Here is a 15,238-nt window from a genome sequence, read left to right on the forward strand (position 1 = left end):
CTTCATCAGATAGCGATCTCAGCTTGAATGAGCAATCGATTTCAGATCGGAGAAAACGCACTGACCGTTGTCTTACCATCTTCGACAAGGACAAAGGACGACTCTGGCACTTTTTCCCAGTGTTTCGAGAGTTGGTCGAGCGGTTCGGATAGCACGATGACCGCACCCTCGGGCAGCGGTTCGTAGGTTCCGTGGATATTGCAAAACGCTTCAATGTGTTGACTGTGATACTGCGTGCGTGACTGCTGATTACTTGAGTAGCGAACCGACCACAACCGCGATCCATCCGTCACGCAGGCACTGAATTGTATCGGCTCTCCAATCCCTTCCGCCTTGCGGACTTTTTCGACATGCCCCATCGTGCGAGCCAATGCCCTGTACGGATCTTCTTTCAGCCCAAACGTGATCGCGAGGTAAAATAAGATTTCCGAATCAGTGGAACCAGCAATCGAGTTGAACAATTTTGAATCGACGTCAAACATCAACCGGCGTTTCAGCTGATGAAATTCAGGAATAAATCCATTGTGCTGAAACAACCAGTTTTCAAAACGGAACGGGTGGCAGTTTGTTTTCTGCACAGGTGTTCCCGTCGCTGCACGAACATGGGAAAGAAACAACGACGAACGAATGTGCGCTGAAAGATTGCGGTAATTCTCGTCATTCCAAGCTGGATGTGTATCACGATAAACGCAGGGCGTTTCGTCGGTACCATACCAGCCGACACCGAAACCGTCACCATTGGTCGTTTCAACGTTTTGTGTCGCTCGCAAGCTTTGATCGATCAGCGAATGATTCGGTCGAACCAAGAGATCACCAAGCCGAATCGGTGGTCCCATGTAAGCAAGCCAACGACACATAAAAGCTTCCTTCCTTTTGATCGCGACTGACAGTTCAACAATGCCAATCGCATATTCACCGATGACGAGCCAGTACTCGCGATTCGAGCCATCCGATCGCCGGATTTTGCCACAATCGTTGAACCGCGTAAAGCGCCGCGCTCCGCTGGCAACTGGCAAGTCACATCGAATATCCACTTATTGGATCGATCCTGGAGCAACTCGCACCAGTTTCACAATACGCCCATCAACGTTCCAATCCTGGACGTAAAGATTTCCATCCTGATCCCAATAGGAACCATGTGTTCCGCTGAGAATCCCTTCCTTCCACTGCGACTGCGGAACATTGAAGTTCACTCGTGTTGCAGGGTCAGGGTTGTGTCCCAACACGGCAATGATCGTATTGCTCTTGTCCAAAATCACCAAACGACCATGTAAATCTGGAACTGAGACATAATCACCTTGGATGGAAACTGACGTCGGCATTCCCAATCCCGTAACAACCTCTTCGATGAATTCACCGTTTAGGTCGTAGTGCAACAAGCGACCTTTCGGTTGATGATTACGGTCACAAATCAACAATCGGGCCGGTTCATAGCGAGTATCAAGCGTCATACCATGAGCGGTATTGAATTCCTTCAGGCCGTTTCCTTTTTTGCCGAAATGACTGAGATACTTGCCGTTTTTGTCGTATCGAAAAATGTGGTTACTTGCATATCCATTCGACAAATAAATGTCACCATTCTCCGCCACCGTAATCGCCGTTGGATTGAATTTCTTCAGCCCCAAATCCGATTCCTCCGGAAAAGGTAACCGCAGGACAATCTCCCCCGTCTTCGAATGGAACTTGATTCCCTCCGCGTCGGCATTTCGAGCACCGTAAATAAATTCAGCGCCATTTTCAGATCGAATTTCCATGTCGTGGAGATTGGAATAGTCTTTCCCCAAGTAGGACTGAACCACCTTTCCGTCCGGCGAAAACACCACGACACCTTTCTGAGCACTTGTGTAAATATTGCCCGCTTGGTCAATCACAACCGCCCCATGCGTCGGCCCCAATGCCGAACTCCCATCGGGTCGAAGCCCCCACCCCGGCACCGTTTCAAAGGTCATTTCCCCGCAACCCATCCGTACAGGATGTTGAGCCTCGTCGGCCGAAACTTCGACCTGCACACTTATTGCAATCAGGATGGCCAGACAGTTGTGTAAGTTTCGCATGTTGGTATTCCCTATCCTTGTTTACTGATCATCAGCTTTTACAACAAATGGCGAATCGCTTCGGTCCCGTCTTCAGCAAGGGGCCGCATCCATTCTACCTCGCTAGGGTGGAATATCTTTATCCAAACCGCCGATCGGTTTGTGCGCTTCGCGGTACAATTCCGCCTTTTTATTATCCAAGGAGCACCAAATCGCAATCAAAAAATTCACCATCGTCAATAAAACCAACAACAACAAATCCCAACCGAAGGGAATGGCTCCTGTACCGCCGAAGTTACCCAACCGAGACAGCAGCGTAAGGCTTCCTAAGAAAGGGATCAGCCAAAGCGATTCGCGAATATCAAGCGACGACCACGGTTTTTTCTCAATCAACAATCGCTTGCAGACAAGTGTGACTACCGATGCCACCACGATCAGCAGTAACAGCACAATGCTCGTCCATCCGCTCCAGTAAACAATCAGGGCAGACACCGTAAATCCCAACGTCGCAATCAAGCGAGGAAAAGGGATGTGGAATCTCTTTTCTGCATTGGGCATATGCCGACGCAAGGAAATCACGGCAACCGGTCCAATCGAAAACGACAAAACAATCGCAGCAGAATTGATCGCAACAATGCTTTTGAACTCCAGAAGTGTTAACAACAAAAATCCCAACAAGAAATTCAGGATCATCGCATTGAGAGGAATGCCCCGACGCGTCAATCTTTCAAACATCGCCGGTAAAAATTGATTCCGCGAGAGCGCAAACGCCAACCGGGCATTTGATCCGGTCGCGACCAGAGCCCCACCCGCCGGACCAATCAAGGCACCACCATAAATCACTGCCGTTAACCAACTGATTCCAAGCGTTGCCGAAATGGCCGCTAAAGGTCCCAGTCCGTGAGATGCCTCCACCTTCACCCAGCCATTTTCAAGCTCGCTTGGATCCAATGCGCCAATGAACGCAATCTGCAAAAGCAGGTAGATAAAGAGCGGTAGCAATAACCCAAAGATCAACGCCAATGGAACATTACGTGATGGGTTACGCGTCTCACCCGCCATGTCCAGCGCGTGCCGAAAACCAATCAACGCAAAGACAATACCGCCAGTAGACACTGCGGATAAAATACCGTGGAGTCCATAAGGAGCAAATCCGGCTGTCTGCGAAAAATTTCCCGTATCAAACCGACTCACAATGAAGGTAATCGCAACCAGGACCGGCACCGCAAACTTCAACCAAGTGATCGCGGAATTGGCGCGAGCAAACGCGGCGGCTCCAATCGCATTAATCAGGATAAAAATGGTCAACAAGAAACCAGCGATACCAAAGCCAAGAACGCTTAAACTGGCGTCGCCGGATTGACCGACTGCTGCACCGTCAACATGAGCGACGAGATCTGGCCAAGTCTGGGATGCGTAACGCATCACCACAGCCACTTCGATAGGAGCCGCCGTGCAATAACCCACCCAAGCAGTCCAACCAATCACCGCGGCCGTGATGTCACCGTGGGTATAGCGAGGAATCCGAGCAATACCGCCCGCCACAGGCAACACACTCGATACCTCGGCAAAACAAAAAGCAACTAGCAACATTGCCACGGCGCCGATCGCCCACGAAATAATCGAAGCCGGTCCGGCCAACTGAGCCGTGAGCAAAGGAGAAAAAAGCCAACCTGACCCTAAGATTCCACCGGCAGCGATCAGGGTCAGGGCGACCAACCCCACCTGGCGCTGCAGCGCAGGTTGTTCCGTACTCGAACTCGACATGCGGCCTTGACCCCGTATCTAACTGACTTCACGCTGCGATGAATTTGGAAATAATCGCCTCTCGCCCTCTTCCTTTGCCAGAATGATACCGAGGAAATTTCGAATAGGCACTAGATCAACAGTGTAATTGAACAAATGGTAAAGCCCCACATGATGATTGCCATGTTTCGTTCTATTCCCAAGCTTTCGCTTGCATATATGTTTGAACATGACGATTCGCGATGATGGATAATTTGCTTGTTTCGCTCGCCAGCACGCCTCAAACCTTGCGGATCTGTTACATCTTCTTGATACCATCTTCCAGCTTCATGGCCACGATTCAATCGAAATCGCGTGCCATCGTGAAACGATTGATCGCCAGACTTATTCGCAAATCACACGCATTGAAAGTCGGTTTTTTGCGTCGCCGAAGAAATCCTTCCTAAAAATGAAATCCCGCCGTTAGGAGCTACCGCTGCGGGATGGACCATCGAACTATCAGGGAAAAGCTGATTGCTGATGATGGGCTTCGAGCTAACTGAAAAATTTGGAGTCACAACTTGAACTAGCCAACTATCCGGCAATCCATCTACTTCGACTGACCTAACAAGTAACGAACACACACATTGTCAAGTCGAATGATCACGTCACCAGTTAACAGCTTTATTGCGTAAAGAGGCAAACCGGCTGGCCAGATCGGAGGTACACGAATCAGGGCTTTACCGCTTTGACGAGGGGTGGAAAAAGGTGTTCTCCTCCACCATCGAGCCCCCCGTTGTGCCATGTTCTCCAGCAAGGATTGATCACATCCGCTGAACAAAGATCAGGTACGGCATGATACAGATTGAACCGACAGCCCAACCGAAGACAAGCACCTGAGAAAGATTGCAGAAATATCGCCGACTGAACGGGATCGTTTTCAAGAATCACGGTCGTGTCAGCAGTCGAATAACTCAGGAAGCAAAACGTGAAACCAGCCATTCATCACAGCCATTCAGACTGAATGGCAATTCTCAACCAACGCAGCTCCGAAGATGCACATAAAAAACGGGCGAACTAAAGAGTCGCCCGTTGGATCATTTCAATCTCTCGCTTCGCACATCATGGCTCAGCCGACAGCCGGTCAGGCTGATTTTCGACGTCGGAATAACAACAGTTGTACTGCTCCAACAATTAACAGCAGACCAGCCGTAGGTTCTGGAACGACTGCCACGCCACGGGCACCTTGCTCGTAACCGGCGTCACTAAAGGCTGCGACGAGGTCCGAGCTGTTGAAGAAGCTGTCACCACTAAAATCGCCTTCAGCCCAGCCTGCTGAATCTCCGCTTTCGTATTTGGCAAAGGAAAACACTTGGACGAGGTCCGAGCTGTTGAATTCGCCATCAAGATTGGCGTCGCCCATCCATGTACCCAACACATCGTGTACATAGTTGACACGCTCGGTGGTATCGGTCAGCGAACCATCGTCGAGGCGATCAGCCGGATCTCCGCCGCCTTCGATGGCGGCCATATAGTGAGCCAATACTTGTTCCTCGGTTAGGGCTTTGTCGAATACGGATACTTCGTCAATCGAGCCCACAAATTGCGTGTCACCACCAAAGATCGGACCACCACCAATATTAAAGGGATTGCCGGAGATACCGAAGCTCTCCTTGTCCAAGTCCTCCAACGGCATCGTGTTATCCTGCTGGAGCTCTTGCTCTTCACCGTCGACGTAAAAATAGCTTTCCCCAGTTTCACCATCTGAGGTCAAAGCAATGTGATGCCATTCTTCATTGTCAAACTCATACAACGAGTTGATGTGCACGTCACCACCGTCGGGTAACTCAGCCCAAAAGTGAACATCGTTGGGCCCAATGAATCCAAACTCAATCGCGTTGTCTTGTCCGAATAGCCCAGCGCGATTGGAGAGTTCCGCTTCTTCAGGATTGATCCATCCCTCCAGCGTGAACGCACTAAGATCGTCAAGAATCGGCTCGACAACCTCAACACCAGAAATATCGATACCAAAGTCGAGCCTGATCGCTTTGTTGTCGGGTAGTCCTGGAAGATCAGGACCGGCAGCTCCAGCGATGTCATCACCGAAGAACTCCCCGTTTCCATCCTCACCCAATGTGCCAAGATTCGGTGCAACGGTACCCGCACCACCTTCTTGATCAAGATTCCAGTATCCGATTGGACCATCGGCCAACACGGCATCAGCATAGGCACTGGCGTGCGCACGGACCGTGAACGACATCAGAATCAAGAGCGTAGTTGGGACGACCGTCCACTTCAGTGAGATACGACAAGACCACTTCATTACTTTTACCTCAAATCAGAGATGGGACCTGATAGAAAACGCCCATGGCGCTAAGTCGGTTTGCCTCTTCCCATTTCCAAATCGAATCGTCCATATCATAACTTAACGAAGCGCAAAGATACAGACAAAAACCTTACGATCATGTTAAGAATCCTTAGCGAGATCAGTTTGAACGTGATCAATTCTGTTCAAACGGTCGGTCAGCCTCAAAGAATTCCAGATGCGAACGAATCGTTTTCACAACTCGTGGATTCCCCAACAAATCGGCTTGAGCGATCGCTTTCCGTGCGGTCTGGCGCGCATCTTCGAAACGACCAGCAGCCGCATAGGCCACTGCCAACGTATCGAGGGCTGTCGGTTCTTTAAATTGGGTTGCTCGGCAGATTTTTTCGGCCAGATCAACGGCTTTGGTGGCATCACGAATTTTTGGGTCTGCGCTGGTGGCCATCACCCAAGCGATATTGTTCCATGGCAACGGATGTCCTTTCCGCAACTGGCTCATCTTTCGGTTTTGCGCCAGCGCATCTGCTGAGCGATCCAGGCGAATCAACAACGCCGATAATTCGACATTTGTCGGCCAAGAGTTGGGATCATATCGGAGTGCCCAACGATAGGCGTTAACGGCCTGGTCATTCTTTCCATCCTGAATCAACAGCTTTGCCACATCGTGCAACAATTTCACGAGTTTGTGATTGGTTACACCCAGTTGAACCCAGGCGTCTACGGAACCGACCTTTTCGTCCGGAATGACGCACTGCTCAAGATAGTCATAGGCTGCCTGCCCGCGTCCCAGTCCAACCATTTGCATTGGAATCGCAATCAGATCCGGCGGAAACTCATCCGTGTACCATTTCCCTTGAAAGGGTACAGCGCCATCTCGTGAATCATTCTGTGACTGATCAAGTTGCTGCAAATCCTGGATCAGTTGTTCGGCTGATACCGGACCCTTATAGACGGCAACCAAATTACCACTCCCATCTAAGAGAAAGCTGGATGGGATCGGCAAGGGTTCTTGTTTCAACGTCATGACACGTTCAATCGCTTCCAAGACCTCGAGTCCCTCCACGTCGACAGCAAGACCGGTAAAGGGAAATCCCAATTGATTCCAGGCGTCTCGAATCTGGTCAAGATCCATGGTCGAGTCTTTGGCAGCCAGTTCAACATTCAAAGCAAAGATATCGACTCCGATCTCCTCAAATTTGTGCGAATATTTCTGCCACTCACTCAGTTCTTGCACGCAGGGCTGACACCAACTGGCCCACAAGTTGATCACAACCGGTTTACCTGAAAACTCAAGGGGAGCGATTTGGCCGTCGAAGGAAACGATTTGCAATTTCGGCAATGGAAGACGTCTGGCCAACCGGATGCGAGTCGCTGCACCAGCAACTGTCTGAGGTGAGGGTTCCACTGGAGTAAGAACAGGAGGATTCGTAACCCAGGGCGTGGCTCGTCCATCACCCTGCACAATCTCATAGCGTTGATCAACCGAGACTCCTTTTATTTCCTCGCTTTCACCGCCGGGCCAATGGACGATAATGCGATCAATATCTTTCCGGTCACCCAGGCCGAAGTGCAGCCATTTACTGGACTGGGAAACAAAACCCTCGCCAGCCGAAACCCGACGCACAAATTTTTCGGTTGCATCATCCTGAAAGATCAGCTCTACCCGAGCGCCGATCGCATCCCGATTACAGCGAATGCCTCGCAGCTTGATCGCAAGAAAATGCGATTTCGCGCCGAGATCATTTTGCAGATAACGAATTCGAGGACTGGTCCGATTGACCGTCCACAGATCGAGATCTCCATCGCCATCCCAATCAACCAACGCCAAGCCTCTTGAATCGGCATCATGATCCAGACCGGCAGCGGACGATACGTTTGCGAACCGGGAGCCTCGCGTATTGAGAAAACAACAGTTGCGTTCGTGTCCGCTCAACGATCGCCCACTGTGGATCAGTGCGCCAAGCGACTTCCAACCGGCCAAGTACCGGGCGGTGCGAACAGCATTTTCACCATCGATATCAGCAGTCGTAGGCGATTGCGACAGAACCCGCCGCCACATAAAACTTCACAAATCACCGTTGTCATCTTCCCGTGTGAGCATCCCGTTGGTGACCACCAGGTCTTCCCAACCATCATTATTGATGTCCACAAAGTTCGAAGACCACGCCCAACGCCCCATCGTCACGCCCATGGGTACCGTAACGTCACGGAAGGTTCCTTGACCAGTATTTTCGAACAGCGTATTTCCTCGTGCAAAACGACGATAATCATCGCGCGTTGTCGATGCTGCATCGCGTTTAAATTGACGCTGATAGGCAATGCGATTACCTGCCGATGAAAACATATTACTCACGTAGATGTCCGGATAACCATCCTGGTTATAATCACCCCAACTGACGGACATGCCAGCCGAAATATCTTCCACGCCAGCTGCAGCTGCAACGTTAACAAACTGCCCCTGATCGTTGCGATAAAGGCAGTTTCGACCGTAATCATTGGCAACGTACAGGTCGGGATCGCCGTCGCTGTCATAATCTTCCCAGGCGGCGGCAAGGCTAAACCGAGTGTTGTCCTGATCCAGTCCGACCTGTTTAGTTACGTCAACGTACTTCCACTCACCCTCATTACGAAACAGAAGATTACGAGCGCCATTATTGGCATCGTGAAAGGGAATCGGGTTGCCAAGTCCAATCGTGCCTTCCGCGGCATCTTCCAGCGTGAAGTAGCCGCAAACATAAATATCGAGGTCACCATCCAGGTCATAGTCGGAAGCAGCCAACGACACGACAGCAGAAGGCGTCCGAAAAGCCGATCGTTGATAGAATCTGCCGAATCCATCGTTTGCCATAAAAATAACGAACCGTTCGGAAGCGATCACCAGATCCTGATCCCCATCATTATCCAGATCGAGAAATAATGCAGAGCGAGTTGCATCGAGATAATCGACCTCTGCGACGGCCGATACATCACGTGCCGTCCCGTCCTCTTTGTGCAGATACAAGCGGTTGGGCAGCCCACCGGGTTCACACACAAACACATCATCGAGACCATCTCCATCGGCATCACCAATGGCAATCCCATGCAGGGCCACAAAATCCAGTCCAAGTCTGCGGTCCAGGGTGGATCCCCAGTGGTCCACACCAGCTCGCATTTGCTTCTGAAAACTTGGCACCCGGCCCAAGACGGTCTCGGTACAATCTTGAAACAAGGTTCCATGACCACTGCGAGAAATGACCTCCTCATACTCTTGGACCGCAATCGATTTCAAGCGTGGTGTTTGACTGGAGGAAACCATCCAGTCACAGAGCCAAACTCCAGACTGCTGAATCGCTCCTTCCTTACCTTGACCCCCCAATTGGTAATAGGCCACCGTTTGCGCGCTATTCTCAGCAAGCTCAACTCGCACAAGTTTAAAGTGGACATGCAGACCATCGTTCCCAATGCCCGCTCTGAGTTGATTCAGCGCTCGCGCCAAGCCATCGGCTGATTGAAACGACTCGTTACGATTTTCTGACGCCGGTGAGTCGGAACGACGCACCTCAAGGGGCGAATCATCAAAGACCGTCTTTAGATTCGAGGGACGCAAGGGTCCACATTCGAATCCATCGCTAACAAAGCCTTTCATTTGATTCCCAGCGACTGTCGCCTGACTCTCGATCAAATGAGCCAAGGCTTTTAGTTGTGACATGGCTGATTCGCTAAAGGCCTCGGTATTCCAACCGTCTGCGGTCGGATCTTCACGATCCAAATCTTGCTTAAAAGGTGTTAGGTACCGTTCGTAGGACGAACCGGGAATCGAAGACAGCGAAGACGCTTTGGATACGGAACGAGTGTCAGAAATATTTGCTTGTTCCGGAATCGGTTCGCTTTTCACCGTCGCATCCCGCGAGCAACCCGTGCCATACCCCACCAACACGACAAGGATCACAATCCAACGCAGCGAAGATCTTCGAATCGAATCGAAATTCATCGCGGTCAACGCAATTAATACCATCCGTCGGAGCATACGACGATCCAAGATAGAGTAAGGATCCAGGAAAGGTTGAGCGACAAGAACAGAAAAAAGATCTCTTGTCAGTATCGTTCAGGCTCCGTTAGGTGTCAACTTTTCCGTATCTCGATCTGGCGATGCATACTGAATCACCGCGGAAGGCAAAGCCTGACGAAGTTTTTGGACGCCACTCTGTGAAATCCCCGTTCCGATTAGGCTTAAGCGTTTCAAGCTAGTGAGCTTACTCAATTCATCCACCGCACGATCGCCCAAGGCGTTCCCGCCGAGATTGAGTCCTTGCAACTCCAAGCCCATCAGGTATTGAATGCACTCGGGGGTCACCCGCGTCCTTCCCAGACCCAGAGTTCGCAGTGACTTCAAACCCGAGAGGTGTGATACCCCGCCGTCATCGACTTTTGTGAACGAAAGGTCCAACGCTACGAGCGATTGAAGCTCGCTAAGATGCCGAAGGCCTTCACCGGTTATCGGTGTGCTGGACAGATTGAGACTCTCTAATTGCTTGAGCGACTTCAATGACGCTAATCCATCGTCACTGATCTCGGTTCGGTCGAGTGCGAGGCCCGCAAGTTGATTCAAATCTCGCAGCTGCTTGAGTCCGTCATCGTTGGCACCCGTATCCCCAAGATTGATTGTTTCCAACTCCGCCAGGTTCCGAAGATGCCTTAGGGCAGAGCCTGTAATTTGCGTCGATTCTAAATCGAGGACTCGCAAACCCGACAACGTCGACAGCTTCTCCATACCCTCGTCGGTGATCTCAGACCGATTCAATAGCAGGACCGTAATCGGCGCACCAGCTTCTCGATTCCGGCGACGATAAATCCCACCCCACCGCTCAATCGACTCCAAGATTGAGTCGACGGGACGAGCGGTCGAGTTGGGTGGTTCTTCGGATCTTTTCTCGGCAACGGCCTCTGGTTCGTCCATTGACTTCTCGGAAGTCTGATCTTGACGACTTGGCCGATCTGCACTGGACTCAATCGCAGGCTGATGACAACCAACGATCATCGCCAGCGCGAGCATTATCGCGATCACTACCTTCGACAGGTTCAAGCAGTCTCGGTAACCAAATTCGAGTAACATGGTGTGCAATTACCGACATGGACTAGTTCGTAACGCCTTGGACGCAAGCTGACTTCGAGGACCCCCTCGACCGCATCCAACTATCCTACATCTTGCTCATTGTCTGGCCGCACACCGATGGATGCAAGGTGCACCGGTCGCGAAACACGAATCCGGATCTTTAGGCATCAATAATTTTCGGCAAATGAACCAAGCCAATTGGACCCGTCCAGCACGAGGGTCGATTTCAAGCGTTTGGATCGGAAACCGTCGACCACCGAGTCAATCAATCGCACAACCCGGCGTTGCCCTGCTCGATTTGGCCTGCAGGGCCAAATCAATTTCACTTAACTTGAATCGAGTGCAAACGACAGAATTCTTTTCAGGCCCCTGGCCATATTTGATGTACGTCGTTGCGACAAAGGTTCCATCCGCTAATCGCTCCAAGTCAGAATAGCCACAATCGGCGTTACCCGTGCCAGGCGGGGTGTCTTCGCCGCGGGCCGCATTATGAAGCAGCTTTATTCGGCACTGCCCCTCTCCTCCATGCAGCAAATCCTCAAAATGACCTATCCAAGCAACATAGTGTCCATAAGTCAAACTAGTTTTTGCTCGGTCTCTCATCGCGACAACGAGACGACCGTCTAAGCCGAACTTTGCCACGTGGCGATCCCCGGTCAAGGCAGCCGGCAACTCCCGAGGTTCGCTCCAGGTTCTCGCGTCATCTTCGCTCAATGAAAACAGCGACTGAAATCGGCGTGAGTTTTCTCGCAAGAGCATCAAACATCGCTTTCCATCCGGCGAGCGAACCACGCATGGCTGGCTCCAGCGCGATGGGACACGAAGAATCTTTACCGCGTCGCTCCAGGTCAAGCCTCCATCACCAGATTCCGCTTGCACGACGAAGCCCGGGAGATCCGACCACATGACCAGCCGAGCTCCATCATCGAAACGATGAATTGTCTTGGGTGGCACTTCGCCCTGAACACCGTTCGGACTCATCGGTGACCAACTCATTCCACCATCTTCGGAAACAGCTTGATGCATGGGGTAGGGTGGTTCGCCACCCCGACTCCAATCGAGTCCATCCGCAAAGCAGAATAAACGCGAGCGGCCATCGACACCGACAAGTCGATGTAACGTAGGCGTATTTGACGTTTCGTTCCAATTCTCTGGGACTGGAAGCGGCTTCGACCAACTGAGACCACCGTCACCGCTGCGCGCAATCGGTCCAATCCACTGCGCGTGCCCGAGGCACCAAGCCGCAAACATCGTCTTCCCATCCGGCAACAACACCGTGTCGCAGTGTCCCTGATAAATTTCTTTCGTTCCTCGCGCGACAAAACTGTGCCTTTTGACTTGACCGGAAATATCAACCGTTGGCAGAGTGATGGCACGGAGCACCCCAGATGACGCACCACGGAAAGTCGGTAACTCGGCTGCCGACACCGAAAGCAAGAAGCACACACTGACAACAGGGAAACACCATCTCATGAATCGATCCCAACCTTCTTGAGTCAAAATGTAAAACTCGCTGCTCCCGTGGAATGGGTCAGCCACATGCATCGGACCCAGCCACCTTCCTGGCAAAGAGCCTAATGGATGAAACGATCATAAAACAGCGATTACCGTCAAATAGAATTCACCCACGATGCATTTCAACCGCAGAACCGACCCGTGGTTTTATCCATGCCAAAACCTGTTTACGAATCAACACCCACGTTGAGGGATCTGAAGGTAGAAGACATGAAGATACCAGTGATCTGAACTTGTATTCGAACAGAATATTTGACAACACCCATTTGGACGGATAATCTGCAAACCTCGGTAAGGAACTCTGGAATCACCTCGATAATAAATCGGCTCTTCGAATGTCCCATGCTCGAATACAATCTGCTGTTTCGGTCAGTTTCACTCGACGAACATCGAGCGATGTAATTCTGAAATCTCGCGACTCATTCTGGGGTCAACCGTTCTTGCCAAGCGATCCCGAGAAAAGGATCGTCGCTAAAAACACAAATCAGCAGCCATGCTGCAGACACCTATTGAGACGATCTTTTTCACCACCCAAGATCGATCGACTGCGACCAGTCGGCTTAGGTCATAACCCTGCTAGTGTCATTTTGTGGAGCTACAACGATGCCTCGCCAACTACCTAACATGCTCGCTCTTGGCCTGTTGCTGGCGCTTTCACAGGTCGCCTCAGCCGTCGATATTTACTTTAACTTTGAGGATGCTGACACCCAGTACGCGATCGACAAGCTCACTGACGATGGCAGCCAAAATGGTCGCTATTTCAACAACGTGTCAACCACAACCGCCGAGGTTCCTTTCGGAAACCGTGCAGCTCTATTTGGCGAACCCGAAGGGCAGGGAGGTGTACCGCCCTTTAGCACGTTAGAGATTCCCGAAACCGAATTTGATACCGACTTTGCGCTAACCGTTGCCATGCACGTTGAAAATCGAGAAAGCGAGCCGGACTTCACGCGGCTCTTCTCCACCTTCCAAGGAACTGGCGGCTTAGTTCCCGAACGGTCCATTTTTCTCGACTACGACCCGACTGGAAGCGTAATTCCAGGCCTTCGCGCAATTGTCAATTCAACCGTATTGCAGACCGATTTTGTGCCTGATGGGATGGCAGATCCTGGTTACCATCATTATGCCCTGACCATTGACGACGGCGACGTCACGATTTTCTTCGATGGCGAGGACGTTGCATCCGACTTTGTTGGAAACGGCTATAGCAACGATGTGATCAATATCCACATTGGTGAAGATCCTCACGACGGCGGAGGCACAGCCGATGAGCAATTGATTGGCAACTTTGACGAAGTCCTAGTCCTGGAAAGAGCCCTTTCAGCTCAAGACATCCAACTGCTGGCGGATGGCAATCTGGTATCCAGCGTCGTAACACCACGCGCTAATGAACGGGCCATTTATTATGACTTCGAAAATGACAGCGGCACACAGTTCAGCGATCGTTTCGTTGCGGACGGTAGCCAAGATGGCATTGCTCATCGACTTGTTCGTGTTGACGAAACTGCCATGACCGCCAAATTTGGAAACGGTTCGGCAAAGATCGAACATCCGATCTCCGAGACCACCTCGATCTTCAGCCAAATCGATCTGGGCGAGGTCGGTAGCCTGGGTGAGCAATTCACACTTTCCGCCGTCGTCAACGTTCCCGATGGAGGCTTTCCATTCGGCGGTTTGACGCGTCTATTCAGCAGTTTTCAGGGCACGGGTCCAATCGGCCCCGAGGAACTGGTCTTTGATTTCGACCCCAACGCCTCGGTGGAAAACATCGGCATGCGACTGCTGCTTCCCGGAGGGGAAAGCGTGATCTCCGATATCACTTTTTCAACCGACGAAGATCATACACTGACGGCCGTTTATGACGACGGAGACGTCGAGCTATTTTTGGATGGCGAACTCGTTGCACAGGGCGAAGCTTCTTTCGGCGAAGTCGATCTCGGTACCACCCCACTTAAAATCGGCGAAGACATCGCAGGTATCGTCAACGAAAACTTCATCGGCCTGATGGATGATGTACTGATTTTGAGCCAGGCGTTGAGTGCAGCCGATGTGGTGGCACTGGCGTCGGTTGGCGCGACAGAATTCCTAGGATTAGTCCCACAACACGAAGTCGGCGATTTTAATCAAAACGGAATGCTCGACATTGAGGACATTAATCTGCTGAGTGCTGAGTCAGCAAGGATGGGAAACGACTTAACTTACGATCTCAACCAAGATGGCCTCGTCAACAAATCCGACATCAAAGTCTGGGCACACGATCTGAAACAAACTTGGATTGGCGATGCCAATCTTGACCAACAGTTTGACTCCAGCGACCTGGTGACCGTTTTTGTCGCGGGATTGTTTGAACAAGACACCGATGCCAAGTGGAATCAAGGTGATTGGAATGGTGATTTACGTTTCGACTCGGGCGACCTCGTTAGCGCATTTGCTGATGGAGGCTACGACCAGGGGCCACGACCAGCAGCGGCCGTTCCAGAGCCGTCAGCAATTGTCTTGATCGGCGTCGCCCTCGCTATTCTCGCTATCCAACGTAAGAAATAGCCG

Annotated in this window: 9 protein-coding genes; 1 reads left to right on the plus strand and 8 read right to left on the minus strand. The window is 51.3% G+C overall.

All coding sequences use genetic code 11. From position 1 onward, the window contains the following. Positions 1 to 41: 41 nt before the first annotated feature. The 8 genes from P8N76_22870 to P8N76_22905 form a co-directional block, all read right to left on the minus strand. Entirely contained in the window at positions 42 to 1,034 is a 993-nt protein-coding gene (locus P8N76_22870; GenBank protein ID MDG2384530.1) for a class II glutamine amidotransferase, read from the minus strand. Beyond that, positions 1,035 to 2,054, minus strand: coding sequence for a 6-bladed beta-propeller (locus tag P8N76_22875; protein ID MDG2384531.1), 1,020 nt, complete (start codon positions 2,052 to 2,054; stop codon positions 1,035 to 1,037). A gap of 102 nt (positions 2,055 to 2,156) precedes the next feature. Next, entirely contained in the window at positions 2,157 to 3,800 is a 1,644-nt protein-coding gene (locus P8N76_22880) for an APC family permease (protein MDG2384532.1), read from the minus strand. A 1,102-nt stretch (positions 3,801 to 4,902) separates the two neighbouring features. Beyond that, positions 4,903 to 6,081, minus strand: a complete 1,179-nt coding sequence (locus P8N76_22885; GenBank protein MDG2384533.1) for a PEP-CTERM sorting domain-containing protein — start codon at positions 6,079 to 6,081, stop codon at positions 4,903 to 4,905. 178 nt (positions 6,082 to 6,259) lie between these two features. After that, positions 6,260 to 8,143 (minus strand): ASPIC/UnbV domain-containing protein, encoded by a 1,884-nt coding sequence (locus P8N76_22890; GenBank protein ID MDG2384534.1) that lies wholly within the window; start codon positions 8,141 to 8,143, stop codon positions 6,260 to 6,262. Positions 8,144 to 8,149: 6 nt separating this feature from the next. Continuing rightward, positions 8,150 to 10,090: a VCBS repeat-containing protein gene (locus P8N76_22895; protein MDG2384535.1), complete on the minus strand. Its 1,941-nt coding sequence runs from the start codon at positions 10,088 to 10,090 to the stop codon at positions 8,150 to 8,152. A 78-nt stretch (positions 10,091 to 10,168) separates the two neighbouring features. Beyond that, on the minus strand, positions 10,169 to 11,176 hold the full coding sequence (locus tag P8N76_22900; protein ID MDG2384536.1) for a hypothetical protein: 1,008 nt from the start codon (positions 11,174 to 11,176) through the stop codon (positions 10,169 to 10,171). Between the two features lie 261 nt (positions 11,177 to 11,437). Further along, positions 11,438 to 12,649 (minus strand): sialidase family protein, encoded by a 1,212-nt coding sequence (locus tag P8N76_22905; protein ID MDG2384537.1) that lies wholly within the window; start codon positions 12,647 to 12,649, stop codon positions 11,438 to 11,440. 645 nt (positions 12,650 to 13,294) lie between these two features. Between P8N76_22905 and P8N76_22910 the strand changes: the two genes are divergently transcribed. Continuing rightward, a complete protein-coding gene (locus P8N76_22910; GenBank protein ID MDG2384538.1) occupies positions 13,295 to 15,235 on the plus strand; it encodes a hypothetical protein in 1,941 nt (646 codons plus the stop codon). Positions 15,236 to 15,238 lie beyond the last annotated feature (3 nt).

It is taken from the genome of Pirellulaceae bacterium, from assembly GCA_029243025.1.
Taxonomy (GTDB): domain Bacteria; phylum Planctomycetota; class Planctomycetia; order Pirellulales; family Pirellulaceae.

Bases quoted from the DNA above. Each gene is read 5' to 3' on its own strand.
- P8N76_22905 (MDG2384537.1), bottom strand. From the start codon at position 12,649: ATGAGATGGTGTTTCCCTGTTGTCAGTGTGTGCTTCTTGCTTTCGGTG.
- P8N76_22890 (MDG2384534.1), bottom strand. From the start codon at position 8,143: ATGTGGCGGCGGGTTCTGTCGCAATCGCCTACGACTGCTGATATCGAT.
- P8N76_22910 (MDG2384538.1), top strand. From the start codon at position 13,295: ATGCCTCGCCAACTACCTAACATGCTCGCTCTTGGCCTGTTGCTGGCG.
- P8N76_22885 (MDG2384533.1), bottom strand. From the start codon at position 6,081: ATGAAGTGGTCTTGTCGTATCTCACTGAAGTGGACGGTCGTCCCAACT.
- P8N76_22895 (MDG2384535.1), bottom strand. From the start codon at position 10,090: ATGCTCCGACGGATGGTATTAATTGCGTTGACCGCGATGAATTTCGAT.
- P8N76_22900 (MDG2384536.1), bottom strand. From the start codon at position 11,176: ATGTTACTCGAATTTGGTTACCGAGACTGCTTGAACCTGTCGAAGGTA.
- P8N76_22875 (MDG2384531.1), bottom strand. From the start codon at position 2,054: ATGCGAAACTTACACAACTGTCTGGCCATCCTGATTGCAATAAGTGTG.
- P8N76_22880 (MDG2384532.1), bottom strand. From the start codon at position 3,800: ATGTCGAGTTCGAGTACGGAACAACCTGCGCTGCAGCGCCAGGTGGGG.